Here is a 23,791-nt window from a genome sequence, read left to right on the forward strand (position 1 = left end):
GCAGAGCCGCAGAGCCGCAGAGCCGCAGAGCCGCAGAGCCGCAGAGCCGCAGAGCCGCAGAGCCGCAGAGCCGCAGAGCCGCAGAGCCGCAGAGCCGCAGAGCGGAACGACCGGCGCCCGGGATGGCAACCCGGCGCTCGGAAACGCGCCGGGCAGCCGGCCCCGTCCAGCGCGGGCGGGGCAGAGACGGGCTCGGTGTACTCGGTCCCTCGCGGCGGGGCGGATCCGAGCCCGGGGTTCCGGAGTCCCCGCCGGGTCCCATCCCGTCGCACCGGAGCGCACCCGTGCCGTTGCGCCGGGGTGAAAAGGGGTGGAAGGCTGGATAGCGGCACCGGTTCGGGGAGCACCCGGGAACCACGCGGTTCGCGCCGGGTGCGGCTTGTGCCCCGCGTCGCGGCGGCCCACCGCCGACCGCGGTGAGTTCGGGCCCGTCCCCACCACCTGGAGGTACCCGTGAACAGCGCCGACGGATGGGGTGACGACGTCTACCAGCCCGACGCATCCGATCAACGCGAGGACACAGGGCTGCTCGACGCCGAGGACACCCTGGAGAACGACGGCGTCGACGACCCCCTGGACCGCGGCTGGTCCCCACCTGACCGACCATGGGCGGTGGAGCACAGCGGTGTCACGGCCGCCGAGCGCCACCAGGGCGAGACACTCGACCAGCGGCTCGCCGAGGAGCAGCCCGACCTGGTCGCCCCCGACGGCGACGGCCTCGGCGACGCCGAGGGCACCGACGGGGAACTCGTCGACAACGAGGTCGGAGCCGCCCGCTCCGGCCGCCTCGTCGCACCCGACGAGGGCGCCCACGAGGACGAGGAGAGCGCGCTCGTCGCGACGGACGTGGGCATCGACGGCGCGGCGGCGTCCGCCGAGGAGGCCGCCATGCACATCGTCGACGAGGACGCGTACGGCTGACCTCCGCGGTCCCTGCTCGGCTGATCCCCGCAGCCTCCGTGCCACAGTCCCCGCGCCTTCGGCGCCACGCCTTCGACCGTTGCCGATTCCGTTGCCGAGGCCGCAACATGAGGAGCTCGCATGCAGCAGGACAAGCACCCTGACTACCACGAGGTCGTCTTCCGCGACCGCGCCGCAGGCTACGCCTTCCTGACGCGGTCCACCGCGACCAGCGACCAGACCATCGACTGGGACGACGGCGCGACCTACCCGGTCGTGGACGTCGAGATCTCCTCCGAGAGCCATCCCTTCTACACCGGGAAGGCACGGACGGTGGACTCCGAGGGCCGGGTCGCGGCCTTCGAGCGGCGTTACGGCGGCGGAGCCGGACAAGGCGGCTGATTCGCAGAGCGAACCGGAGGCCCAGGGCGCCCCGCTGCCCGACCCGTCACGGCGTGCCGCAGGCCGATCACCGGCGGGCCGGCCTGGGGGCCACCGCCCGCTCAGATCACGTTGAGCGCCGCCGCGCAGCCCACCCCACCGAGCACCATGAACACCGGCATCAGCACCTTGAGCTCGACCCAGCTGCCGGCCCGGAACCGCATGACCTTCGGCGGGCCCACCGGGTACCAGCGCTTGCGGCCCACCGGAATCGGCCACAGGATCGGGCAGCCGGACACCGTCAGCGCGTCGCCGATGTCGTGCACCAGCGCACCCAGCACGATCGGCAGCCCCAGCCACAGATACTCCTGGCCCGGCGCCGTGAACAGCCAGTCCGAGCCGTTGCCCGGCTTGTCCAGCACGCCCGCGAGGATCCACGCGCTGGTCGCCGCCAGCAACCAGACCAGGACGTCGGCACTGGAGCCCCGGGTCGCACGCCACAGCAGGCCCTCGATGGCCAGCACCATGTGCGCGAACAGGATCGCCAGCACCGCCCAACGCCCCCCGGTGATCGCCAGGGCGGAGGCGCCCCCGCCGATCATGACCGCCCACAGCCAGGTGTGTGTGAGCGTGCGATGCCCACCGGAGCGACGTGGGTCGCCCTGCTTCTTCGTCGCCTTGTAGACCGCGTACGACAGCTTGTCGACGATCTCGCACAGCCAGCGCGACAGGGGACCGAAGGCCCGCGAGATGGTGGCCGCCTTGTGATCGAGGTCCGGGGCGAGAGCGGCACCTGCGCAGATCAGGGCGCCGGCGAGGAGGACCGGCCAGGGCATTCCGTGCCCGGCAGCGGCAGCTGCCGCTCCGACGCCGAGCCAGGCGGCAGCGCCCGACAGTGAGTGTGCTGGTCCCATCATCGGTGTTGCCCGCCCCATTCCTCGTGTGCCGCTGTCCAGTTGACCGGGTTCGCTGACGTGTCGTCGGCGACACAGCGTAGCGTTCGCGATCTTCGCGCCCGCAGCCGATTCCCCTCTGGGCCAGGAGGGCAGGCAAGATGGGTGGGTGACCCTCATCGATCAGCTGCCGCCGACCGCCGACCCCGACGCCCTCTACGAAGCCTTCGAGTCGTGGGCCGAGGAGCGGGGTCTGACTCTGTACCCCCACCAGGAGGAGGCGCTGATCGAGGTGGTCTCCGGCGCGAACGTGATCGTGTCGACCCCCACCGGCTCCGGCAAGAGCATGATCGCCGCGGGCGCCCACTTCGCCGCGCTGGCCCGGGACGAGGTCACCTTCTACACCGCCCCGATCAAGGCGCTGGTCTCGGAGAAGTTCTTCGAACTGTGCAAGATCTTCGGTACCGAGAACGTCGGCATGCTGACGGGTGACGCGTCCGTCAACGCCGACGCCCCCGTCATCTGCTGCACCGCCGAGGTGCTCGCGTCGATCGCCCTGCGCGACGGCAAGCAGGCGGACGTCGGTCAGGTCGTGATGGACGAGTTCCACTTCTACGCGGAGGGGGACCGCGGCTGGGCATGGCAGATCCCGATCCTGGAGCTGCCGCAGGCGCAGTTCATCCTGATGTCGGCGACGCTCGGCGACGTCTCGATGTTCGAGGAGGACCTCACCCGGCGCACAGGCCGCCCGACCTCGGTGGTCCGCTCGGCGACCCGCCCGGTGCCGCTGTCCTACGAGTACAAGCTCACCCCGCTCACCGAGACTCTGACCGAGCTGCTGGAGACCAAGCAGGCGCCGGTCTACATCGTGCACTTCACTCAGGCTCAGGCCGTGGAGCGGGCGCAGGCGCTGATGAGCATCAACATGTGTTCGCGCGAGGAGAAGGACCAGATCGCCGAGCTGATCGGCAACTTCCGCTTCACCACCAAGTTCGGCCGCAATCTCTCCCGTTATGTCCGGCACGGCATCGGTGTCCATCACGCCGGCATGCTGCCGAAGTACCGGCGACTGGTGGAGAAGCTCGCCCAGGCCGGTCTGCTGAAGGTCATCTGCGGCACGGACACGCTCGGTGTGGGCGTCAACGTCCCCATCCGCACGGTGCTGTTCACGGCCCTGACCAAGTACGACGGCAACCGCGTCCGCACCCTGCGCAACCGGGAGTTCCACCAGATCGCGGGCCGCGCCGGGCGCGCCGGCTTCGACACGGCAGGCTTCGTCGTCGCTCAGGGCCCCGAGCACGTCATCGAGAACGAGAAGGCGCTCGCCAAGGCAGGCGACGACCCGAAGAAGCGTCGCAAGGTCGTCCGCAAGAAGGCGCCCGAGGGCTTCGTCGGCTGGACGGAGAACACCTTCGAGAAGCTCATCGGCTCCGAACCGGAGCCGCTGACGTCCCGCTTCCGGGTCACGCACACGATGCTCCTGTCGGTGATCGCCCGACCCGGCAACGCCTTCGAGGCGATGCGGCATCTGCTGGAGGACAACCACGAGCCGCGCAAGCAGCAGCTGCGGCACATCCGGCGCGCGATCGCGATCTACCGCTCGCTGCTGGACGGCGGCATCGTCGAGAAGCTCGACGAGCCGGACGCCACGGGACGCATCGTCCGCCTCACCGTCGACCTCCAGCAGGACTTTGCGCTCAACCAGCCACTGTCCACCTTCGCGCTGGCCGCGTTCGAGCTGCTGGACCCGGAATCGCCGTCCTACGCCCTGGACATGGTGTCCGTCGTCGAGTCCACCCTGGACGACCCGCGGCAGATCCTGGTCGCGCAGCAGAACAAGGCGAAGGGCGAGGCCGTCGCCGCGATGAAGGCGGACGGCATCGAGTACGAGGAGCGCATGGAGCGCCTCCAGGACATCACGTACCCGAAGCCCCTGGAGGAGTTGCTCTTCCACGCGTACGACACGTACCGCAAGAGCCACCCCTGGGTCGGTGACCACCCGCTGTCGCCGAAGTCGGTCATCCGGGACATGTACGAACGCGCCATGTCCTTCACGGAGTTGGTGTCCTTCTACGAGCTGGCCCGGACCGAGGGCATCGTGCTGCGCTACCTCGCCAGCGCCTTCAAGACCCTCGACCACAACATCCCGGACGACCTCAAGTCCGAGGATCTGCAGGACCTGATCGAGTGGCTCGGCGAGATGGTGCGCCAGGTCGACTCCAGTCTGCTCGACGAGTGGGAACAGCTCGCCAACCCGGAGGAGATGACCGCCGAGGAGGCCCAGGAGAAGGCCGACGAGGTCAAACCGGTCACCACCAACGCACGTGCCTTCCGCGTCCTCGTCCGCAACGCGATGTTCCGCCGCGTCGAGCTCGCCGCCCTCGACAACGTCGAGGAGCTGGGCGAGATGGACGCCGACGCCGGCTGGGACGCGGATGCCTGGGGCGAGGCGATGGACAAGTACTGGGACGAGTACGAGGACCTCGGCACCGGCCCCGACGCCCGTGGCCCCAAGCTGCTGGTGATCGAGGAGGAGCCGGCGAACCGCCTGTGGCGGGTCCGTCAGATCTTCGACGACCCGAACGGCGATCACGACTGGGGCATCAGCGCGGAGATCGACCTGACCGCCTCCGACGCGGAGGGCCGCGCCATGGTCCGCGTCACCGACGTAGGCCAGCTGTGAGCACAGGAGAATCCCACTCATGACGACGAACCCGGCCGAGAGGCTCGTCGACCTGCTCGACCTGGAGCAGATCGAGGTCAACATCTTCCGCGGCCGCAGCCCGCAGGAGTCCCTGCAGCGGGTCTTCGGCGGCCAGGTGGCTGGCCAGGCGCTGATCGCCGCCGCGCGCACCACGGACGGCGACCGTCCGGTGCACTCACTGCACGCGTACTTCCTCCGCCCGGGGCGGCCGGGCGTGCCGATCGTGTACCAGGTCGAACGAGTGCGGGACGGCAGGTCGTTCACGACCCGCCGGGTCACCGCCGTACAGCAGGGCCGCACGATCTTCAATCTCACCGCCTCCTTTCACAAGCCGGAGCAAGGGAGCTTCGAGCACCAGCTGCCGCCGGCCCGCAAGGTCCCGGACCCGGAGTCGCTGCCGACGGTCACCGACGAGATCCGGGAACATCTGGGCACGCTGCCCGAGCAGTTGGAGCGGATGGCCCGCCGCCAGCCCTTCGACATCCGCTACGTGGACCGGCTGCGCTGGACCGACGACGACGTCAAGGACGCCGAGCCGCGCAGTGCCGTATGGATGCGCGCGGTCGGGCCACTCGGCGACGACCCGGTCGTGCACACCTGCGCGCTGACCTACGCCAGCGACATGACACTCCTGGACGCCGTCCGTATCCCGGTCGAACCGCTGTGGGGCCCCCGGAGTTTTGACATCGCCTCGCTGGACCACGCCATGTGGTTCCACCGGCCGTTCCGCGCGGACGAGTGGTTCCTGTACGACCAGGAGTCGCCGATCGCGACGGGCGGGCGGGGCCTCGCCCGTGGACGGATCTACGACGTCGAGGGACGTCTGCTGGTGTCCGTCGTCCAGGAGGGACTGTTCAGGGCGTTGTAGCCCGCGGACTTCCGCGCCGGAGCCAGCTCAGCAAGCCGCGCGGCGGTTCCGGCTCCACGGGTCGGGACGAACTGAGGTGTCCTGCGTGGTGCGCCGGAGCCGGGGCCCGTTTCGCTGTCGGACGCGGCGCGGGCCGCCTCGCTCGGGCCTCCTGGAGAACCGCTGCCAGTTCGGCCCGAAGCAGGCTGATCTCGTCCGGGTCGTCCGCCGTCATGAGCCTCTCGGCGATGAGCGCGGAGGGTGAACCCGGTGCGCCGGATGCCGGCGGACCGGGGCGGAAGCGGTTGACGTGGGAGCGCTCATAGGGATCGGGGACGAGCTCGGCGATCTGGACGGGATCGAGGAAGGCGGCCAGCGCGCCTGCGCTCTCCCATGGGTCCTCGGCCAGTCGCAGCAGGAATCCCCGGTGGCGGCCCCGCCAGTTGCGTGGACGCAGATCCACGCCCGCGTCCAGCATGCCTCGCAGCCCTTCGGGCATGCGTCGGCCGTTCAGCAGTGGAGCGTTCTTCTCGTTGGCGGCGAACTGCTTCAGCTCCTCGGCCAGATACAGCCAGACCACGGCGCGATAGCGGTTCAGGTACCACTTCACCGGCACCGTCAGGCCCAGTCGTGCGAGGCGTGTGAACCTGCCGGGGGACACGTCGATGAGGTCCGCGCCCTCGGTCGTGCCCACCACCTGCACCTGGTCCACCAGGGACTCCGGGAACCCGTCCCCCGCACTCACCCGGTCGATCTCGGACCGGAGGACACGACGACCCCCGCCTCCCTCGTCGGGCACGGTCCGGATGAGGCCGAGATGGATGGCGAGGTCCAACTCTCCTCGCTTCACCCCCAGTTCCCGGGCGGCACGACTCGGCGTGCACGACAGGAGGTGTGGTTTCGTAATGGTGTCGCCTGACATGGTCGATCTCCCCCGTGGAGTCGGTGGCTCACGCTCTGTGCGTTCGCCGTGACAGAACCGTAGCCGCTCGGCGGGATCTCGCGGCGAGCCTGTGGATAACTCCGCGGGGGTCGACGAACCGGCAGGTCAGAGGTCTGTGAGAGGTGCCCGCTCGGGCTGTCGGGCGTCCACGTCGAGGTGCTCACCGACGCGGTTGACGAGCAGGGTCATCTCGTAGGCGATCTGGCCGATGTCGACCTCCGCACCGCTGAGCACGCACAGACAACTGCCGGTGCCCGCCGCGGTCACGAACAGCACCGCGTCATCGAACTCGACCATCGTCTGGCGAACCTTGCCCGCGCCGAAGTGCCGTCCGGAGCCCTTCGCCAGGCTGTGCAGCCCGGACGAGACGGCGGCCAGGTGCTCTGCGTCCTCGCGCCGCAGTCCCGTGCTCGCGCCCGTCACGAGTCCGTCGTTGGACAGCACCAACGCGTGCCGCACATGATCGACACGCTCCGTGAGGTCGTCCAGGAGCCAGCCAAGTCCCTGGTTCTGCGCCATGTTCCGGTCTCCCCGTGTAGATGTCTCCCCCTGCACCGGAGGAACTCTTCGCCACCCTTCCCGACGATCCGGCTCGCAAGCAAGGAGGATGGGGGGCATGGCGAAGAAGATGACCGATGAGGAATGGCGAGCGTTCGTCTCGCAGGGCACACGCACCGGAAAGCTGTCGACCGTGCGAGCCGACGGCAGTCCGCATGTGACGCCGATCTGGTTCGTGCTCGACGGGGAGGAGCTGGTGTTCAACACCGGCAAGTCGAGTGTCAAGGGGCGCAATCTGATCCGCGACGGCCGGCTGGCGCTGTGCGTGGATGACGACCGGCCGCCTTACGACTTCGTGGTGCTGCAGGGCCGCGCCCGGATTTCGGAGGATCGCGAGGAGCTGCGGCACTGGGCGGGTCGTATCGGGGCGCGTTACATGGGCGAGGAGCGCGCGGAGGAGTTCGGGGCCCGCAATGGCGTCCCGGGTGAACTCCTCGTCCGCGTCACGATCGACAAGGTCCTGGCGGAGAAGAACGTCGCCGAGTAGCAGCGGCGCGCACGCCGCTCGAAACAGGAGCCGGCGGCAGCTGAGGCACCCAGTCGGCTCCCCAAGCCGGCCGGTCGTCGTCCACGCGCGGAGCCAGTCAGCCCACCGAGTCGAGCAGCCGGGCGGTGTGCATCCGCCCGGCGTACTCGACGAGCCGGATCAGCACCTCCTTCCCCGAGTCCCGGTCCCGTGCGTCACAGAGCACCACGGGCGTGCCCCGGTTCAGGTCGAGGGCGCGTGAGACGTCCTGTGCGCCGTAGGTCCGCGCGCCCGTGAAGCAGTTCACGGCCACGACGAACGGGATGTGACGGTGCTCGAAGTAGTCCACTGCGGGGAAGCAGTCCTCCAGGCGCCGGGTGTCGGCGAGGACCACCGCACCGAGGGCTCCCTGTGACAGTTCGTCCCACAGGAACCAGAAGCGGTCCTGGCCAGGGGTGCCGAAGAGGTAGAGGGACAGGCCCGACCGGATGGTGATGCGCCCGAAGTCCATGGCGACCGTCGTGGTGACCTTGTGGTCCACCCCGTCGGTGTCGTCGACCCACTGCCCGGCTTCACTGAGCAGTTCCTCGGTGCGCAGCGGCCTGATCTCGCTGACCGCGCCCACCAGGGTGGTCTTGCCCACGCCGAATCCGCCGGCGACAAGTATCTTCAACGCCAGCGCGGCGGTCTCGCCGTCGGTGGCGTCGGAGTGCTCGGAGACCATCGTTCACTTCTCTCGGGAGTGCGGGTATCGATCGACGTCACTGTGCGAAGTCAGCATCATGACAACTGCCGCTGCCCTTCGTGGGATTGGACCGTTTCTTGCCGCCTGGTTCCGAAGTGTCATCTACAGCGCCCGCAATCCTTCGATCACCTCGCGCAGAATCCGTTCGTCAGGAAGCTGTGCCGGTGGCACCGGACGGCTGACGGTGACGCAGCCGAGTTCCAGGAGGTCCCCCAGGAGCACCCTGACGACCCCAACGGGCAGATCGGCGCCTGCGGCGAGTTCCGCGACCGACTGGGTCTCCGGCCGGCAGAGCTCGATGAGGGCCCGGTGTTCCGGCCCGAGCGCCGTGTCGTCGTCTGCAGCGGGGGCAGCCGCGTCCAGGGTGACAAGGGCGATCAGATCGAAGCTCACGCCCGTGGGGCCAGGTCTGGTGCGCCCGCCCGTCATGGCGTACGGACGGACAAGGGGCCCGGCCTCGCCGTCGTACCACTGGCTGCCCTGCTCGCGCGGGGCGCCCGTCGTGTCCTCGGTCATGTGCACGGACCGCCCTTCCGGCTCATCCCGCCGCGGGCGGTTGCGCGGAGGCCCGTGGCGGCGCGTAGAGGTGCTCGCCGACGCGCTTGACCAGCCGTGCCATCTCGTACGCCACGAGTCCGATGTCGGCGGTCACGGCGGTGAGAACGGCGAGACAGGAGCCGTCGCCCGCGGCCGCCACGAACAGGAAGGCCTCGTCCATCTCCACCATGGTCTGCCGCACGCCTCCGGCGCCGAAGTGCCGGCCGGCGCCCTTGGCCAGGCTGTGGAAGCCGGAGGCGACCGCGGCGAGATGCTCGGCGTCCTCACGGCGGAGGTCACTGGAGGCGCCCACGGCGAGCCCGTCGTTGGACAGCACCACGGCGTGCCGTACCTCGCTGACCCGCAGTACCAGGTCGTCCAGCAGCCAGTCGAGTTCACCGGACCGCTGGGCGGCTCTCATGCTCGGATCCTGCATCATGCGGGGTCTCCTTCGCTGCTGTCGCTGCGGGATCTGGAATCGGGCGTGGCGCCGCGACCCGGCTGCCTGCCGCCGCCGCGCGTCCAGCCGTCGCGGTAGGCCGCCATGCGGTCCCGGACGAGTTCGGGGGTGCGACGGCCGTCGTCGTTCGAATGGACCGTCCCCGCCTGTTCGTCGGGGCGTCCCTCGCGCAGTTGGGGGGCGAGGTTTGCCTGCCGTACACGGCGCGGCAGGTCGTCGGAGGCTTCGGAGTCGTCCGGGGGTCGGTGCAGTCGCAAGGTGGTGACTCCCGGGGGTGGGGTGTCGGTGTGGGGCTGCGCCGCGGCCGGCGCGGGAGCCACCAGCGCGGGCCGGTCGGCGACCGCGTGGACGGCCTCCTGGTGGGATTCGGCGGCGGGCACACGCGCGTACTCGTGTTCGTCGTTCCGATCGGTGCCCGCCGACTTCCCGGGGGAACGTTCCGCCAGGGCGTTGTGCAGCAGAGCCGTGGGCAGCAGGACGACCGCGGTGGTACCGCCGTAGGGCGAGGTGCGCAGGTGCACCTTGATGGCGTGCCGGGCCGCGAGCCTGCTGACCACGAAGAGGCCGAGCCGGTCGCTGTCGAACAGGTCGAGCGCCTCGGACTGTTCGATGCGCCGGTTGGCCTCGGCGAGGGTCTCCTTGCCCATGCCGAGCCCGCGGTCCTCGACCTCGACGGCATAGCCGTTGCCGACGGGCTCGCCGGTGATGCGCACCCGCGTGTGGGGAGGCGAGAACTGTGCGGCGTTCTCGACGATCTCGGCCAGCAGGTGGGTGAGGTCGGCGACGGCCGCGCCGATGACGGACGCCTCGGGGAGCTGACGTACCTCCACGCGCGCGTAGTCCTCGACTTCGGAGACGGCGGCGCGGACCACGTTGGTCAGGGAGACCGGCATCCGCCAAGCCCGTCCGGGCGCCGCCCCGGAGAGGATGATCAGGCTCTCGGCGTGGCGTCGCATACGGGTAGTGAGGTGGTCCAGCCGGAAGAGGTCGCTGAGTTCGTTCGGGTCGTCGGAGCGCCGCTCCATGCTGTCCAGCAGGCTCAGTTGACGGTGCACTAGGACCTGGCTGCGGCGGGCGAGGTTGACGAAGACGCCGGAGATGCCGCTGGCGAGTTCGGCGCGCTCGACGGCGGCCCGCAGCGCGGCGCGGTGGACGGTGCCCAGTGCTTCGCCGACCTGACCGGTCTCGTCCTCGGCGGGCGGCCCGGGCGGCGCCTCGGCCCGGATGTCGATCTCTTCGCCGGCGCGCAGTTTCCGCATGGCCTCGGGGAGTTTGCGCCGGGCGATCTCCAGGGCGCTGTTGCGCAGGCTCACCAGCTCGATGACGAGACCCCGGCCGATGCGGACGGAGATCACAAGTGAGGCGGCCACGGCAGCGAGACCGAGGAGCACAGCAGCGCCGGCCGGGGTCAGCAGACCTCGGGTGAACGGGTCGGCGCGATCCGCGACACCGCGCCCGGCGTCCTGCTCGATCGTCCGCATCGCGTCCTGCACGCGTGTGTGTGCCTGGCCCCAAGTGGCTTCCCCAGCCGCGTCGGCCGCCCGTGCGCCCGGCGCGGTGGCGAGGACCCGGTCCTCGACCGCGGCCACGGCCGCGTAATCGCTGCCGTCGGCGAGGCTCTCCCAGGCCGCGCGTTCCGGGCCACGCAGGTCGGCCACGGCCGCCTCGAGGAGGGTACGGCGGGTGTCGACAGCGCCGGTGAACAGCCGCAGCCGCTCTCCGTCGAGGCGCCCGGCGAGGCGTGCGCTGTCCAGCACCACGTCCTCTTGAGCCAACGCCTCCCCCGCGCGGGCGAATTCGAGCAGTACGCGCGCGTCGGAGCCGAGTTCGGCGTCCTGGATGCCGGTGAGCGCACCGCCCACCGAGAACGCGCTCGCGATGGTCGTGGTGTACCGCCCGTAGGCCTCGTCCCAGCCCGCGCGGCGGTCGAGAACGGCACTTCTTACGGTGCTCAGTTGCTCGGCGCCGCTGACGAAGGCTTCGAGTCGCCGGGCGACTCCGGCTGGGAGTTCCTCGCCGTCGGCGACCGTGTTGTGGTCGCCGAGCCGCAGTCGCGCCACCGCCTTGTCGGTGTCCTGCGCGAGCTTCTTGAAGTCGTCGCTCTGTCCGGCGGACGGGTCGGTCGCGTAGCGCACGGCGGCCTCGCGTTCGGCCTGCAGGGCAGCGACGGCAGTAGCGACGGGAGCCCTGACCTGGGAATCGACGCGCTGCAACTGGCGCAGCCTGGAGACGTCCTGTGCGGTCGTGACGGTCGCGTAGGCCCACAGGGCCAGCAGCGACACGACCGGCACCATCAGCAGGCAGACGATCTTGGCTCGGACGGTGCGCGGCCGGATGCGCCAGCGCTCCGCGCGCGTGGGTATGTCGTCGGGCGCCAGGCCCAGGCTCTCGTCCGGGCCTTCGTCGGCCGGCGGTCCGGCATGGGCGCGGCGGCCGCGCGCGGGGGGCTGTGCCGGCGTCCCGGCGCCGGCTGCGGTGGTCCTACGGGGTGTACGCATGGCCTCCTCGCTCGGAAGTGGTTCAGGGCGGGCCTCTCGGGCCGCCGCCGGTCCGGACTCGCCGCTAGCCGGTGACGCTCTCGACCGATCCTTGGGCCGACGCGGATGCCGCGCGCTCCCCCGTGGTGGGCGACAGCGCGACGAAGGCGGAGGTCAGGAAGAGGTAGGACCCGAGGCCGACGGCGAGGGGGAAGATGAACTGCATCGCCGTGGCCCCGGGCAGGACCTCACCGGCGGGCGTGACGTCCACGCTGACCGCGAACATCCCGGTGTAGTGCATGCTGCTGACTGCCGCGCCCATGATCAGGGAGGCGATGGTGACGGCGACGGGCGACTTGATGTTGAGTGCCGCCCACAGAGCCGCCGTCGCCGCGACGATGGCGATCAGGACGGACGCTCCGACGAGAACGGGGTCGTAGGTCACGTCGCCGTGGAGTCGTACGGCGGCCATGCCCAGGTAGTGCATGCTCGCGACGCCGAGCCCGGTGGTGAGCCCGCCGAGGAAGAGCGCGCGGGTCCGGTCACGGCTGTATCCGACCGCGAAGACGCCTGCGCAGACGACGGCCATGGCGACGAGCAGGCTCACGATGGTGAGCGGCACGTCGTAGCGGATGTCGGTGCCGCTGACGCTGAAGCCCAGCATGGCCACGAAGTGCATGGTCCAGATGCCGGTGCCGATCGCCGAGGCGGCTGTGACGAGCCAGTTGCGGCGCGACCGGCCGGTGGCGCCGAGGGCGCGGACGGTGCAGCGAAGTCCCAGCGCGGCGCCTATGCACGCCATCGCATAAGACAGTACGGGGGTCAGCCAGCCGAGGGCGGCGTGGTCCAGGTGTCCCATGGCTCCGGGACGCTAGCCGGGGCAGGGGCGCGCGCGAGGGGCGCATTTCGAAAGCTGTTGGAATATGACACGGAGATGCAGCGGAACGATCGCGTCACGCTCGAACGTGTGCACAGCGGCGTCATCCGTGCCGGTGAGGGATCATGCGGAGCATGAGCGACGACCACACACATGTGCAGGAGTTCTTCGGGGCCCGCGCCGCCGACTGGGACAGTCGGTTCCCCGACGACGGGCCCGCCTATGCGGCCGCGGCCGCGGCGGTCGGATTGCGCGAGGGGGATCGCGTGCTCGATGCCGGCTGCGGCACCGGGCGCGCCCTGCCGCCGCTGCGTGCCGCTGTGGGGCCCTCGGGAGTGGTCCTCGGGGCCGATCTGACCCCGGCGATGCTGGAGGCCGCCGTACGGGCCGGACGCGGCACGGACGGGCAGTTGCTGCTCGCCGACGTCGCCGCGCTGCCGCTGCGGTCGGAGTCGCTCGACGCCGTGTTCGCCGCAGGTCTCATCGCGCACCTGCCCGATCCGGCTCAGAACTTGCGGGAGTTGGCGCGTGTGGTGCGCCCCGGCGGCACGCTCGCGCTGTTCCACCCGATCGGCAGAGCGGCCTTGGCGGCCCGCCAGGGCAGGCAGATCACCCCGGACGACCTGCGGTCCGAGCCCAACCTGCGGCCGGTGCTGGCGGGGTCGGGGTGGCGCATGACGTCGTACGTCGACGAGGACGACCGTTTCCTGGCGCTGGCCGTGCGGGAGTCCTGAGGCATCAGCCCTGCCCGGCGACGGCGGCCACGAAGGCGTCCGGGTTGTCGAGCATGACGTTGTGGCCGGCACCGGGCACGGTGACCACGCGTACGCCGGCGGCCTCCAGGGCTGCGGTGCCCGGGAGTTCACCGGTGAGCTCGCCCTGAAGGTACACGCGGTCGATCGTCAGACCTTCGAGGATGTCGCGCATGATCGGCTCGGAACCGCGCCGCAGCCCCACGGCGCTGCGGTGCAGGGCCCGCGGGTCGGCCAAGCGCATGGTCGCAGCCCACAGGGGCCCGATCGCTTCCAGCACGCGCGTGTGCGCCTCACCGACGAACTCCTCCTCCCCGTAGGCCGTGATCCACGCGCTTCCGGCACTGGGCGGAGGCGACGCGTCGAGGTTGGCCTCGGTGAGCACCAGCCGGGAGACGAGGTCGGGCCGTCGGTGGGCCAGCACGATGGCGACGGAACCGCCCATGCTGTGCGCGATCAGCTCCGCGCCGCTCACCCCTGCCGCATCCAGAGCCACGGCCAAGGCGTCGGCGTGGTCCTCCAGCCGGTAGCCGAAGTCATCGGGCCGGTCACTGATGCCATGTCCCGGCAGATCGACGAACAGACTCCGTCGCCCCGCGAGTTCGGGCCGCGCTGCGACATGGGCGTGGTACACCGAGGAGATCGACCCCAGCCCGTGCACGTACACGCGCGCGGGTTCCTCTCCCGGAGCCTCCGTCCAGCGGATACAGCTGCCCTTGCCGTCGAACTCGGCCTGCCTCATCGCGTCCTCCTGGGACCCTGGTCGGCCACGCCTGGCCGACTTCGTGATGTCGATGAGCTCAACGATATACTTCGTCACCGATGTATCAAGACTTCAATGTATGACGAGTTGGATGTACAGCGGATGTGAGCGAGAATGTCAGCATGCTGGAGCTCGCCATCCTCGGATTCCTCTACGACACCCCGCTCCACGGCTATGAGTTGCGCAAGCGCCTCACGGCGCTGACAGGGCACGTGAAGCCGGTCGCCGAGAGCACGCTGTACCCCGCGATCAAGCGGCTGGAGAAGGCCGACCTGCTCGCCCGCACCACGGAGCCCGGGGCAGTGGCCGCTCCGCGTCACGTCCTGACGCTGACCGAAGGGGGCCGACAGGAACTGCGCCGCCGGCTCGCCGAGCCCGACCCGCGCGACATCAGCGACGAGAACCGGTGGTTCACCGTGCTCGCCTTCCTCCGCCACCTGGGCGACTCCGCCGCCCAGTGCGCGGTACTGCGACGCCGGCTCGCCTTCCTCGAAGAGCCCGCAAGCTTCTTCTACGACGGTGACCGGCCCCTGAGCGCCGAGGAGCTGGACGATCCCTTCCGACGCGGCATCCTGACCATCGCGCGGGCCACCTCCCGGGCCGAACTCAGATGGCTGCGCGAGACGATCGCCTCACTCGACGGCTGACGGGCCGACGCGCCGCGCCGGGCAGCCGCGGACGCCCGGCACCGGACGAGTGCCGAGATCATCGAGCCGGTAGCCGTTCGGGTAGCCCTTGATCTCCCAGTTCTGCCGTGCGAAGTGCGGCGCCCGGCGCGGCGGCAGCAGACGCACCGCACGGCCACGAGCGCGTACCGCTCGCCGCACGAGGGCGCGGGTGGCTGCGCTCGGCATCGGGTATCGGAAGGCCCGCAGGAGCGAGTCGTCGAGGAGAGCGAGTGTCGAGGTGCGCAGCAGGGGTGCGAGGAGGCGCGGGTACCAGGAGGCCATCAGGTCGAGCGTCGCGTCCGAGACCCGCCGCGCGTTCTCGTCCCAGCCGAAGTGGGCCTCCTCGTAGGCGTCGAGGCAGGCCTCGAACTCCTCATAGGACTCGGGGACGTCCTTGATGCCCATGTACCTGCCCAGCGTGCCGTAGTGGACGGTGGAGGCGACGATCTCGTGGCGCGAGAGCCTGCGCCAGCCGTAGGCGTCGATCCAGCGCCTGGGCATGACGACGAATGTGCACAGCACGTACCGCATGTCGTCGTTGCTGATGTCGTAGCTGCCGTGCATCTGGTTGATCCGACGGATCGCCGTGCGCCCCTGCTCGCTGTCGAAACCGTGCTCGACGACGGCACCCAGGAGCAGCGAGGTGTCGTCATAGCGCTTCTGTGTGCGGTCGGTCAGCTCGGCCGTCTCGGCGAGCAGCCGGCCGATGGCGGGCACGGCGTACGTGCGGTAGAGCGCGAGCTCGAGCGCCCGCGTGAAGTCCCAGGGGAACTCGTACGCCGCGGTGAGCCGGTAGATCTCCGAAGCTTCGCGGAACGGGTCCATCCGCCGGATCTGTTCGAGCCGCTCGAAGCGCTTCACCGTGCTGTCCCCCTTCTGTCGCCGAGGCTCCAACTCTACGTTGAGCAGTGGAAGATGGACGATCAGTCACGCAGGGGGAAGGTGGTCACTATGTGGGGCACGGTGCGCGAGTTGTGTGCGAGGGTTCTCCGCTCCTTTCGCGCGGAGGCGGACACCGGCAAGGACAAGCGCTCACACAATCTCTTCGAGGCCGCCGCCGTGTATGTGTCGGCCTGCGCGGAGGACGACCAGGAGCAGATCGACGAGGCCGCCGGCTGGGTCTCTCCGGAGGCGCTGTCGTTCGGGGTGAGCGAACTGGCGTGCCGGGCCGTCATCGCGCTCGCCCGGGAACGCGACGAGTCGCCGCAGGCCGTCGCCCGGACCCTCCTCGGGCTCCCGGCGGCCTGACACGGCGGACGATCTCGGCCGATTCGCCCGACCAGCCGGAAAACTGCAGCTCCGGGTGTGCCTGGGAGTCGTGACAAGCGGCTCCCGGTCGCACTAAGGTGCGCGCCGACGGACGAAGCGATGGGGAGGCTGGGATGGCAGAGACGGACGAGGAGGCCGTCGCCGCCGCGGACGATGCGCTGTACGTGCTCACGGCGGTGCTGCTGACGCCGGCGAAGTTCCCGAGCGTGCTGGGCGACGACTACCCGGAGGCCTGCGCGGCGCTCGGTCTCGCGCCGCTCGCCGACGGATACGGCCTGGTCATCGGCCAGGACAGCGACGGCGCCCGGTGGACGGTCGTCATCGACGACGTCTCCCTGGTCGCGGTCGCCATCGCGTCCTGGGACTGCGGCATGGAGTACGACCTGTCGCCCGACGAACGTACGGTCGTGGCCGCACTGCCCGGCTGGCCCCTGGCCGTCGCCGTGGCCGCCCCGAATGTGCCCGCCCCGCACGATCCCGACCCCGAGATCGCGGACGGTCCGCCACTCGAGCCGCCGGACACGAGCGTGTGGGGACCGGCCCAGCGGCGTCTGGGCGCCGACGAGATCGCCCTGCAGTGGGCTATGTGGCGCGAGCAGATCGACGACGCCGACTTCGCGACGCCGGGCGCCGGTTCGGACACCCCCGAGGACACGGCCGAGGGCGAGAAGGCCGGGGGCCAGAAATCCGAGGCCGAGAACACTGAGGCGACCGAGGAGACCGAGAAGCAGGGTGGCCATAGCGGTATCCGGCGGGTCCTCGCCGAGGCACGCGCGTACGTGGAGTCCCCGCCGCCCCTCGGCCGTGTCCGGTCCTCTTTCGCCTCGGGCGACGCGCGGACCCTGCGCGCGGACGGCCCCGGCTGGTCGCTGGTCGCCAGGACCGACGACATCGCGTTCGTGCTCCTCGACGACGAGCCCGGCGAGGTCCTGCCAGTGGGCCGCGGGTCGGAACTGCCCGGGCTCCTTGCAGCGCTCGACAAGATGGCCGTACGCCCCTCCTGAGCCCTCCCGAACCCCTCCTGACCTGCGCACCGGGCGGCCGGGCAGGGCGCCCGGCCGGACCTGCCGGTGTCTGGTGACCCTATTCGGCGGCAGCGTCACATGTGGCCCCAACCCATGGATGGCACGGCAGCAGGACCGCACCATGAGGCAGCCTTCACGGCTCCGCTCCCTCATGTGCCCGTCCCTTCTGCCAGGAGGCCGTCATGCGCCTGTCCCGAGGTCTTCCGTTCCTCACTGCCGCACTGCTGGCCGGCTCCCTCAGCTGGCCGACTCCCGTGGCGGCCACGGCAGTCGGCGAGCAGCACTGCGCCCGTCAGGAACGCGCACGGGTACCCGGCGCGGCCTTCCAGCAGAGCGCCTGCCTTCCGGATCTGACCACGTCGGGGCTCGCCGGCACGCCTTACACCGACATGGCCGACCAGGCCGGGCTCACGGCACGGGGCACCCGGACCCCGACCGGGGTGCCCGGCATTCAGATCGACGGCTACTTCCCGGACTCCTCCCGCTTCAATGCCACGCATGGATGGCGTCATGACGCACAGTTCGTGATCCGGCTGCCGGACCGCTGGAACGGCGGGCTGGTCGTCACCGGCGCCCCGGGCACCCGCAGGCAATACGCGACGGACAAGGCAGTCTCCGATCAGGTGCTCGCGCTGGGCTACGCCTACGCGGCGACCGACAAGGGCAACAACGGCTCCGACTTCTACCGCGACGGCAAGCGGCCCGGTGACGCAGTCGCCGAGTGGAACGCGCGTACCACTCAGCTCACCCGAGCCGCCCGCGAGGCGGTGGCCCAGCGCTACGGGCAGACTCCTCGTCATACGTACATGACCGGCATCTCCAACGGCGGCTACCTCACCCGCTGGCAGCTGGAGAACCATCCCGAGCTGTACGACGGTGGTGTGGACTGGGAGGGCGCCCTGTGGACCGCGGGCGGCCCCAATCTGCTGACCTCTCTGCCCACCGCAGTGGCACGCATGCTCGGCTCCGCACGGGACGAGGACCTGTACGCGGCCGGCTTCGCACGCGGCTCCGAATTTCTGTGGCCTTACCACGAACAGGCCTACTGGGGCGTCACGCAGAAGATCTACCGCGCCGAGTTCGACCCGGCCTATGACCCCGGCTGTCCTGGCCCGTCCGCCGGGACCACGCCGGAGCAGATCCTGGCACCGTGCGCCTCCGATGCCTCGTACGACTACGCGTCGCGCCCGGCATCCGTCCGTCGCGCCGTGGCCCGCGTCGCTCTGACCGGGCGTATTGGCAGACCGCTGATCACGCTGCACGGCGATCTGGACGCGCTGCTGCCGAAGGCGGCCGACTCGGACGTGTACGCCCGCATGGTCGACGCGAGTGGGCGGGGCCCACTGCACCGGTACTTCACGATCGCGGGTGGCACGCATGTGGACGGGCTGTACGACACCCATCCGGACCGGCTCCGGCCGATCCTGCCCTGCTACCGGTCTGCGTTCGACGCGCTGGTCGCGTGGGTGGAGCGGGGCACCCGACCGCCCGCGGACCATACCGTCGGCAGGCCCGCGAGCGGCGATGTACTCAACTCCTGCGCGCTGTCCACCCCGGTCGCATCGACGGCCGGGCGATGATCAGCGACCGAGTTCCTTGCGCGTGTTGCGGCGCAGCCTGCGCCGCTGTGACGGGTCGAGCGTGAGGTAGGCGGCGGCCGGGACTCCCAGGACTATCAGGAGCGCGGCCCACCAGGGCAGCCAGATCAACAGGATGAGACCGGCCGCCACACCTCCCGCGGCGATCTTCGCGTTCTTCGACATGTGCGTCGCCTCCTTCGCGGCCACTGCCGCTCTCTGTCCTGAAAACGGGCCCGCGCTTCCGGCGGTTCCGAACTGCGACCCTGAGACGACCCTGAGTACGGCCCCTACTGGTCGCGGAGATCGGGTGACGACCGATGCCCGATACACCTGTCTCGACCTTCGATGCCCGACCCTCGATGCCCGATGCCCGATGCCAGTGTCCGATGTCCGAGGGCCGAACGACACACCGGATTCCGCACAACGGGGATACCCACGCCTACCCGATAGTGACCCAGGTCACCGATCTGGCATTTCGGATAGGCGCCCGAGTGCTGTACCCTCGGCCACTCCAACCTGGGTAGTCAAATTTGAGGAGTGCTGCAGAGCTGTGCCGAGGCTTCCCGAGGCAACACCGTCCGAGATCTCCGACGTGTCCGGCTGCTGTGCCGTGTTCCTACCCGGTGACCCGGCCCGCACCAGCCGGGTCGCCTTCTGGCGAGCCGACGGGGGGACCGTTCCGCTCGCCGCAGCCGGATCCGCCGATGAACTCGCCATCGAGGACCTGACCGTCGCCCTGCCCGGCCAGGACGGTGTCGAGCTGGTGAGCGTGGCGGCGGTCCTGCTGCCTGTACGTGCCGCCCTGCCTGTCCTCACGCGTGCACGTGCGGCCGAGCAAGCCCACCGAGCGGGCGTCTTCTGGGGCACGGCGGCTGTGCTCGCCCTTCAACTCGTGGCACGCGGCCTGCTCCTGCCCGGCCTCTCCGCGGACGATCACGACGCCTGGCGCGCCGGTCCCCTGCGACCCGAGGACGTCGAACGCATTCGCGCCCTCGCAGCCGCGATGCCCCCCGAGGCGCACGCCGTACCGCTGAGCGGCGTGGAGCCGCTGGTGCTGCCGGATCCGGAGCGGCTGCTACGGGCCTTCCTGGACGCGGTCGCCGACACACTACCCCGCTCCCCCGCCGCGAAGCTCGTCACGGGCGGGGCCGCCTACGCGGCCCGGGAGCCGCAGCACCTGCCTGAACAGCGCGCATGGGCCGCAGATGTCGCCGCGGGCCACGACGCGGGCGTGCGGCTCTCCCTGCGGCTCGAGGTGCCCGGCCTCTCCGCGGCGGCGCAGGATGACGGGGAACTGTCGTTCCGGGCTGTTCTGCAGCTGCACAGCGTGAATGACCCGGCGCTGGTCGCCGACGCCGCCGAGGTGTGGGCGGGCTCCGGCGCCTTCGGCCCACGCGCGCGGCTGGACGCCCTGCTGGCGCTGCGCCGCGCGGCTCGCGCCTGGGCGCCGCTCACGCCGCTGCTCTCGGCTGCCGTGCCGGACGCGGTGGAACTGGCCGACGACGAGGTGACCGACCTCCTTCAGGAGGGCGCCCGGGCCCTCGCCGGAGCCGGCGTCGATGTGCACTGGCCCAAGGAGCTGACCCGCAGCCTTACCGCCCGCGCGGTGATCGGCCCGCCGGACGAGGAGTCCGCGCAGGGCAAGGCGTCCTCGGGCACGCCGTCCTTCCTGGCCGCCGACGCGCTGCTCGCCTTCAACTGGCGGTTCGCGCTGGGCGACCAGCGGCTCACGCGCGAGGAACTGGACCGACTGGCCGAGGCGAACCGCCCCGTGGTGCGGCTGCGCGACCAGTGGGTCCTCGTCGATCCTCAGGAGGTGCGCCGCGCCCGCGAGCACCAAGACCACAAAGTGACGCCCATCGACGCGCTCGGCGCAGCGCTGACGGGCTCCACCGAGGTGGACGGCCGCCAGGTGCAGGTCCAACCCACAGGCTGGTTGGCGGCGCTGCGCGAGCTTCTCGCGGATCCGGAGGGGCAGGAGCCGGTGGGCCAGCCTGCCGCACTCGCGGCCACACTGCGGGACTACCAGCGACGCGGCCTGAGCTGGCTGGCCCGGATGACGTCCCTCGGCCTGGGCTGCTGCCTGGCCGACGACATGGGCCTCGGCAAGACGATCACGCTCATCGCGCTGCACCTGCACCGGCAGTCCGACACCTCGTCCGCCGGTCCGACGCTGGTCGTGTGTCCGACCTCGCTGATGGGCAACTGGCAGCGCGAGATCGAGAAGTTCGCGCCCGGCACACGCGTGCGTCGCTTCCACGGGTCACGGCGTGACCTGAATGCCCTGGCGGACGGGGAGTTCGTGCTCACCACGTACGGCACGATGCGGCTGGATGCGCGTCGGCTCGCCGGGGTGCCCTGGGGCATGGTCGTGGCGGACGAGGCCCAGCACGTGAAGAACCCGTACTCGGCGACGGCGCGTGAGCTGCGTTCGATCGGCGCACGCGCGCGCGTGGCGCTCACCGGCACACCCGTGGAGAACAACCTGTCGGAACTGTGGGCGATCCTCGACTGGACGACGCCTGGCCTGCTGGGCCGCCTCGGCACCTTCCGCATGCGCTACGGCCAGGCCGTCGAGGGCGGCCAGGACCCGGCTGCCGCGGAGCGTCTCGCCCGGCTCGTACGCCCGTTCCTGCTGCGTCGGCGCAAGTCGGATCCCGGGATCGCGCCGGAGCTCCCGCCGAAGACGGAGACCGATCGCGCCGTGTTCCTCACCACGGAGCAGACGGGTCTGTACGAGGCAGTGGTCCGCGAGACACTCGCGGAGATCTCCGGCGCCGACAGCATGGCGCGGCGCGGCCTGATCGTGAAGCTCCTGACGGGCCTGAAGCAGATCTGCAACCACCCCGCGCAGTTCCTGAAGGAGGAGCGGCCGAGGATCGCCGGGCGCTCGGGGAAGCTGGAGCTGCTGGACGAGTTGCTCGACACCATCCTCTCCGAGGGGGCGAGCGTCCTGGTCTTCACGCAGTACGTGCGCATGGGACGCCTCATCGAACAGCACCTGGCGGCTCGTGGCATGCCCTCGCAGTTCCTGCACGGCGGCACACCGGTGGCCGAGCGCGAGGCCTTGGTGCGGCGCTTCCAGGAAGGTGAAGTGCCGGTCTTCCTGCTGTCGTTGAAGGCTGCGGGAACCGGTCTGAACCTCACCCGCGCCGAACATGTCGTGCACTACGACCGCTGGTGGAACCCCGCGGTCGAGGCGCAGGCGACCGACCGCGCGTACCGCATCGGCCAGACGCGGCCCGTACAGGTGCACCGGCTGATCGCCGAGGGAACCATCGAGGACCGTATCGCCGACATGCTGAGCCGCAAGCGGAAGCTGGCCGACGCTGTGCTCGGCGCGGGCGAGGCGGCGCTCACGGAACTGACGGACGCGGAGCTGGCCGATCTGGTGGAACTGCGAGGGGGCGCCCGATGACTCGACACGACGGTGACATGGAGCGCACGTTCGCCGCGCTGCCGCCCGCGCACGGGCGGGGATTCGCACAGACATGGTGGGGACAGGCCTGGCTGCAGGCGCTGGAGGAGTCGGCCCTGGACTCGGGGCAGCTCAAGGCCGGCCGCAGGCTCGCGCGCGCGGGAGCTGTCGGCGCGGTGTCGGTGCGCCCCGGCCGCATCACGGCGGTTGTGCAGGGCCGCGACCGTACGGCGTACCGGGCCGACGTGCTGCTGGAGGAACTGTCCGCGGGACAGTGGGACCGCTTCCTGGACATGGCCGCTGAGCGGGCCGGTCATGTCGCCGCGCTGCTGGACCGCGACATGCCACCGCACCTGGTGGAGGACGCGGCCGCCACGGGCATCGAACTGTTGCCGGGCATGGGAGATCTGGAGCCTGAGTGCGGCTGCGGCGCCTGGGACCACTGCGGGCACACGGCGGCCCTCTGCTACCAGGTGGCTCGACTCTTGGACCAGGACCCCTTCGTACTGCTCCTGATGCGCGGACGGGGCGAGCGCGGCCTCCTGGAGGACCTCCAGGCCCGCAGCGCCGCACCCGCGACCCCTTCCTCCGCGTCGTCCGAGGCGTCCACCTCGCCCGACGCGGAAGGCGTGGATGCCGCTGAGGCGTATGCGACCGGCGACATCCTGCCCCCGCTGCCCGCTCTGCCCGAGTTGCCCGCTGAGCCGGGAGTGCCGCCGTCCCTGGACACCGAGACGCCTCCCGCGCCCGGCGTCGACCCGGCTGCCTTGGAGTTCCTTGCCGCCCGGACCGCCGCCGAAGCGCACCGCATGCTCGCGGAAGCGCTGCGGCCGGGTCCGCGACAGCAGGGCCCGGAAACGGAGTTGACGCTCGACCAGGATGCGGTGCGCCTCGCCGCCGGCGCCCCTGTCGCCGACGTGGCGGAGCGGCTGGCCGACGGATCGGGACGCGGCCGGGAGGGCCTGGCGACGGCCGTATGCGCCTGGCACGTCGGAGGCGTCGTCGGGCTGTCCGTGCTGGACGGGGAGTGGACCGTCGAGGGCGAAATGCTCGCACGCGCGCGTGCCGCCCTCGATTCAGCCTGGGACGACGACGAACGGCCATCGCTGCGGGCGAAGGGCAACCGCTGGACAGTCGTCGGCGCGCCTCGTCAGCTCCGCCTGGGGCAGGACGGACGGTGGTGGCCGTACCGCAAGGAACGGAACCGTTGGGTGCCCGCAGGAGGCCCTGCGCAGGATCCGGCAACAGCACTGGCCTCGGCGCAGGTTGGGACCGAGGAGGCACAGCCCTAGGTCTTGTCTGGCGGCCCTAGGTCTTGTCTGGCGGCCTCACAAGGACCCCTCCCGCAGCACGACATCCGGCGAACGGACATGGCTGCTGGGCGAGCTCGGTCTCCTGAGGGCGACGTCGGCTCGACGAGACCGACCTCGGCTCGACGAGCGGCCGTCGCCCCGCGTTCATCCCGCAGTCGCACGGCGTTCCGCCCGAGCTTCAAATCTGGCCGCTGTCAGACAACTTGGTCCTCAGG

The 23,791-nt window shown here is 70.7% G+C and carries 23 protein-coding genes; 12 read left to right on the forward strand and 11 right to left on the reverse strand.

Annotated features, from left to right (window positions below; all coding sequences use genetic code 11):
* Positions 1 to 453: 453 nt before the first annotated feature.
* Together ACFY5C_RS23660 and ACFY5C_RS23665 are read left to right on the forward strand one after the other, a co-directional pair.
* Positions 454 to 921, forward strand: a complete 468-nt coding sequence (locus ACFY5C_RS23660) for a DUF5709 domain-containing protein (RefSeq protein ID WP_389447221.1) — start codon at positions 454 to 456, stop codon at positions 919 to 921.
* A gap of 120 nt (positions 922 to 1,041) precedes the next feature.
* Positions 1,042 to 1,302 carry a type B 50S ribosomal protein L31 gene (locus ACFY5C_RS23665; protein ID WP_389447223.1) on the forward strand — a complete coding sequence of 87 codons (261 nt, stop codon included), beginning with the start codon at positions 1,042 to 1,044 and terminating at the stop codon, positions 1,300 to 1,302.
* 101 nt (positions 1,303 to 1,403) lie between these two features.
* Here ACFY5C_RS23665 and ACFY5C_RS23670 read toward each other — a convergent pair whose 3' ends face one another.
* Entirely contained in the window at positions 1,404 to 2,198 is a 795-nt protein-coding gene (locus ACFY5C_RS23670) for a metal-dependent hydrolase (protein WP_389447225.1), read from the reverse strand.
* 145 nt (positions 2,199 to 2,343) lie between these two features.
* On the opposite strand from ACFY5C_RS23670, the gene ACFY5C_RS23675 reads away from it, so the two are divergent.
* Together ACFY5C_RS23675 and ACFY5C_RS23680 are read left to right on the forward strand one after the other, a co-directional pair.
* Positions 2,344 to 4,857 (forward strand): DEAD/DEAH box helicase, encoded by a 2,514-nt coding sequence (locus tag ACFY5C_RS23675; protein WP_389447227.1) that lies wholly within the window; start codon positions 2,344 to 2,346, stop codon positions 4,855 to 4,857.
* 19 nt (positions 4,858 to 4,876) lie between these two features.
* Positions 4,877 to 5,746 (forward strand): acyl-CoA thioesterase, encoded by an 870-nt coding sequence (locus ACFY5C_RS23680; RefSeq protein ID WP_389447229.1) that lies wholly within the window; start codon positions 4,877 to 4,879, stop codon positions 5,744 to 5,746.
* On the opposite strand, the gene ACFY5C_RS23685 is transcribed toward ACFY5C_RS23680, so the two are convergent.
* Together ACFY5C_RS23685 and ACFY5C_RS23690 are read right to left on the reverse strand one after the other, a co-directional pair.
* Positions 5,733 to 6,647: a DUF6397 family protein gene (locus ACFY5C_RS23685; protein WP_389447232.1), complete on the reverse strand. Its 915-nt coding sequence runs from the start codon at positions 6,645 to 6,647 to the stop codon at positions 5,733 to 5,735. The genes ACFY5C_RS23680 and ACFY5C_RS23685 overlap by 14 nt on opposite strands.
* 126 nt (positions 6,648 to 6,773) lie before the next feature.
* Positions 6,774 to 7,187, reverse strand: a complete 414-nt coding sequence (locus ACFY5C_RS23690; protein ID WP_328883211.1) for a roadblock/LC7 domain-containing protein — start codon at positions 7,185 to 7,187, stop codon at positions 6,774 to 6,776.
* 97 nt (positions 7,188 to 7,284) lie between these two features.
* Between ACFY5C_RS23690 and ACFY5C_RS23695 the strand changes: the two genes are divergently transcribed.
* Complete coding sequence (locus tag ACFY5C_RS23695; protein ID WP_389447234.1) at positions 7,285 to 7,713, forward strand: PPOX class F420-dependent oxidoreductase; 429 nt, start codon at positions 7,285 to 7,287, stop codon at positions 7,711 to 7,713.
* A gap of 97 nt (positions 7,714 to 7,810) precedes the next feature.
* On the opposite strand, the gene ACFY5C_RS23700 is transcribed toward ACFY5C_RS23695, so the two are convergent.
* The 5 genes from ACFY5C_RS23700 to ACFY5C_RS23720 form a co-directional block, all read right to left on the reverse strand.
* A complete protein-coding gene (locus ACFY5C_RS23700; RefSeq protein ID WP_389447236.1) occupies positions 7,811 to 8,416 on the reverse strand; it encodes an ATP/GTP-binding protein in 606 nt (201 codons plus the stop codon).
* 123 nt (positions 8,417 to 8,539) lie between these two features.
* A complete protein-coding gene (locus ACFY5C_RS23705; protein WP_389447238.1) occupies positions 8,540 to 8,953 on the reverse strand; it encodes a DUF742 domain-containing protein in 414 nt (137 codons plus the stop codon).
* A gap of 22 nt (positions 8,954 to 8,975) precedes the next feature.
* Positions 8,976 to 9,413, reverse strand: a complete 438-nt coding sequence (locus ACFY5C_RS23710) for a roadblock/LC7 domain-containing protein (protein WP_389447240.1) — start codon at positions 9,411 to 9,413, stop codon at positions 8,976 to 8,978.
* Positions 9,410 to 11,932, reverse strand: a complete 2,523-nt coding sequence (locus tag ACFY5C_RS23715) for a nitrate- and nitrite sensing domain-containing protein (protein WP_389447242.1) — start codon at positions 11,930 to 11,932, stop codon at positions 9,410 to 9,412. The genes ACFY5C_RS23710 and ACFY5C_RS23715 overlap by 4 nt, the downstream gene beginning before the upstream one ends.
* Before the next feature lie 64 nt (positions 11,933 to 11,996).
* On the reverse strand, positions 11,997 to 12,770 hold the full coding sequence (locus tag ACFY5C_RS23720; RefSeq protein WP_389447244.1) for an MHYT domain-containing protein: 774 nt from the start codon (positions 12,768 to 12,770) through the stop codon (positions 11,997 to 11,999).
* A 152-nt stretch (positions 12,771 to 12,922) separates the two neighbouring features.
* Between ACFY5C_RS23720 and ACFY5C_RS23725 the strand changes: the two genes are divergently transcribed.
* Positions 12,923 to 13,522: a class I SAM-dependent methyltransferase gene (locus ACFY5C_RS23725; protein ID WP_389447246.1), complete on the forward strand. Its 600-nt coding sequence runs from the start codon at positions 12,923 to 12,925 to the stop codon at positions 13,520 to 13,522.
* Positions 13,523 to 13,526: 4 nt separating this feature from the next.
* Here the strand turns inward: ACFY5C_RS23725 and ACFY5C_RS23730 are convergent, their stop codons facing one another.
* Positions 13,527 to 14,282, reverse strand: a complete 756-nt coding sequence (locus tag ACFY5C_RS23730) for an alpha/beta fold hydrolase (RefSeq protein WP_389447247.1) — start codon at positions 14,280 to 14,282, stop codon at positions 13,527 to 13,529.
* A 143-nt stretch (positions 14,283 to 14,425) separates the two neighbouring features.
* Between ACFY5C_RS23730 and ACFY5C_RS23735 the strand changes: the two genes are divergently transcribed.
* A complete protein-coding gene (locus ACFY5C_RS23735) occupies positions 14,426 to 14,950 on the forward strand; it encodes a PadR family transcriptional regulator (protein WP_389447249.1) in 525 nt (174 codons plus the stop codon).
* On the opposite strand, the gene ACFY5C_RS23740 is transcribed toward ACFY5C_RS23735, so the two are convergent.
* Entirely contained in the window at positions 14,936 to 15,832 is an 897-nt protein-coding gene (locus ACFY5C_RS23740) for an oxygenase MpaB family protein (RefSeq protein ID WP_389447251.1), read from the reverse strand. The two genes, ACFY5C_RS23735 and ACFY5C_RS23740, sit on opposite strands and share 15 nt — an antisense overlap.
* Positions 15,833 to 15,922: 90 nt before the next feature.
* Between ACFY5C_RS23740 and ACFY5C_RS23745 the strand changes: the two genes are divergently transcribed.
* From ACFY5C_RS23745 to ACFY5C_RS23755, 3 genes are all read left to right on the forward strand, one after another.
* Positions 15,923 to 16,219: a hypothetical protein gene (locus ACFY5C_RS23745; RefSeq protein ID WP_389447664.1), complete on the forward strand. Its 297-nt coding sequence runs from the start codon at positions 15,923 to 15,925 to the stop codon at positions 16,217 to 16,219.
* Positions 16,220 to 16,353: 134 nt separating this feature from the next.
* On the forward strand, positions 16,354 to 17,244 hold the full coding sequence (locus tag ACFY5C_RS23750; protein ID WP_389447253.1) for a hypothetical protein: 891 nt from the start codon (positions 16,354 to 16,356) through the stop codon (positions 17,242 to 17,244).
* 203 nt (positions 17,245 to 17,447) lie between these two features.
* Positions 17,448 to 18,845 carry a tannase/feruloyl esterase family alpha/beta hydrolase gene (locus tag ACFY5C_RS23755; protein ID WP_389447255.1) on the forward strand — a complete coding sequence of 466 codons (1,398 nt, stop codon included), beginning with the start codon at positions 17,448 to 17,450 and terminating at the stop codon, positions 18,843 to 18,845.
* Here the strand turns inward: ACFY5C_RS23755 and ACFY5C_RS23760 are convergent, their stop codons facing one another.
* Positions 18,846 to 19,028 carry a hypothetical protein gene (locus tag ACFY5C_RS23760; RefSeq protein WP_389447257.1) on the reverse strand — a complete coding sequence of 61 codons (183 nt, stop codon included), beginning with the start codon at positions 19,026 to 19,028 and terminating at the stop codon, positions 18,846 to 18,848.
* 367 nt (positions 19,029 to 19,395) lie between these two features.
* On the opposite strand from ACFY5C_RS23760, the gene ACFY5C_RS23765 reads away from it, so the two are divergent.
* On the forward strand, positions 19,396 to 22,263 hold the full coding sequence (locus ACFY5C_RS23765; RefSeq protein WP_389447259.1) for an SNF2-related protein: 2,868 nt from the start codon (positions 19,396 to 19,398) through the stop codon (positions 22,261 to 22,263).
* Positions 22,260 to 23,555, forward strand: coding sequence for an SWF or SNF family helicase (locus ACFY5C_RS23770; RefSeq protein ID WP_389447260.1), 1,296 nt, complete (start codon positions 22,260 to 22,262; stop codon positions 23,553 to 23,555). Before ACFY5C_RS23765 ends, ACFY5C_RS23770 begins: the two co-directional genes overlap by 4 nt.
* The last annotated feature ends 236 nt before the right edge of the window (positions 23,556 to 23,791 follow it).

Source organism: Streptomyces sp. NPDC012935, from assembly GCF_042900345.1.
Taxonomy (GTDB): Bacteria; Actinomycetota; Actinomycetes; order Streptomycetales; family Streptomycetaceae; genus Streptomyces.

What these genes read in the sequence shown, in the direction of transcription:
- ACFY5C_RS23665 (WP_389447223.1), top strand. Translation starts at nt 1,042, where the DNA reads ATGCAGCAGGACAAGCACCCTGACTACCACGAGGTCGTCTTCCGCGAC.
- ACFY5C_RS23670 (WP_389447225.1), bottom strand. Translation starts at nt 2,198, where the DNA reads ATGATGGGACCAGCACACTCACTGTCGGGCGCTGCCGCCTGGCTCGGC.
- ACFY5C_RS23680 (WP_389447229.1), top strand. Translation starts at nt 4,877, where the DNA reads ATGACGACGAACCCGGCCGAGAGGCTCGTCGACCTGCTCGACCTGGAG.
- ACFY5C_RS23685 (WP_389447232.1), bottom strand. Translation starts at nt 6,647, where the DNA reads ATGTCAGGCGACACCATTACGAAACCACACCTCCTGTCGTGCACGCCG.
- ACFY5C_RS23690 (WP_328883211.1), bottom strand. Translation starts at nt 7,187, where the DNA reads ATGGCGCAGAACCAGGGACTTGGCTGGCTCCTGGACGACCTCACGGAG.
- ACFY5C_RS23695 (WP_389447234.1), top strand. Translation starts at nt 7,285, where the DNA reads ATGGCGAAGAAGATGACCGATGAGGAATGGCGAGCGTTCGTCTCGCAG.
- ACFY5C_RS23700 (WP_389447236.1), bottom strand. Translation starts at nt 8,416, where the DNA reads ATGGTCTCCGAGCACTCCGACGCCACCGACGGCGAGACCGCCGCGCTG.
- ACFY5C_RS23705 (WP_389447238.1), bottom strand. Translation starts at nt 8,953, where the DNA reads ATGACCGAGGACACGACGGGCGCCCCGCGCGAGCAGGGCAGCCAGTGG.
- ACFY5C_RS23710 (WP_389447240.1), bottom strand. Translation starts at nt 9,413, where the DNA reads ATGATGCAGGATCCGAGCATGAGAGCCGCCCAGCGGTCCGGTGAACTC.
- ACFY5C_RS23715 (WP_389447242.1), bottom strand. Translation starts at nt 11,932, where the DNA reads ATGCGTACACCCCGTAGGACCACCGCAGCCGGCGCCGGGACGCCGGCA.
- ACFY5C_RS23720 (WP_389447244.1), bottom strand. Translation starts at nt 12,770, where the DNA reads ATGGGACACCTGGACCACGCCGCCCTCGGCTGGCTGACCCCCGTACTG.
- ACFY5C_RS23725 (WP_389447246.1), top strand. Translation starts at nt 12,923, where the DNA reads ATGAGCGACGACCACACACATGTGCAGGAGTTCTTCGGGGCCCGCGCC.
- ACFY5C_RS23730 (WP_389447247.1), bottom strand. Translation starts at nt 14,282, where the DNA reads ATGAGGCAGGCCGAGTTCGACGGCAAGGGCAGCTGTATCCGCTGGACG.
- ACFY5C_RS23735 (WP_389447249.1), top strand. Translation starts at nt 14,426, where the DNA reads ATGCTGGAGCTCGCCATCCTCGGATTCCTCTACGACACCCCGCTCCAC.
- ACFY5C_RS23745 (WP_389447664.1), top strand. Translation starts at nt 15,923, where the DNA reads ATGTGGGGCACGGTGCGCGAGTTGTGTGCGAGGGTTCTCCGCTCCTTT.
- ACFY5C_RS23750 (WP_389447253.1), top strand. Translation starts at nt 16,354, where the DNA reads ATGGCAGAGACGGACGAGGAGGCCGTCGCCGCCGCGGACGATGCGCTG.
- ACFY5C_RS23755 (WP_389447255.1), top strand. Translation starts at nt 17,448, where the DNA reads ATGCGCCTGTCCCGAGGTCTTCCGTTCCTCACTGCCGCACTGCTGGCC.
- ACFY5C_RS23760 (WP_389447257.1), bottom strand. Translation starts at nt 19,028, where the DNA reads ATGTCGAAGAACGCGAAGATCGCCGCGGGAGGTGTGGCGGCCGGTCTC.
- ACFY5C_RS23770 (WP_389447260.1), top strand. Translation starts at nt 22,260, where the DNA reads ATGACTCGACACGACGGTGACATGGAGCGCACGTTCGCCGCGCTGCCG.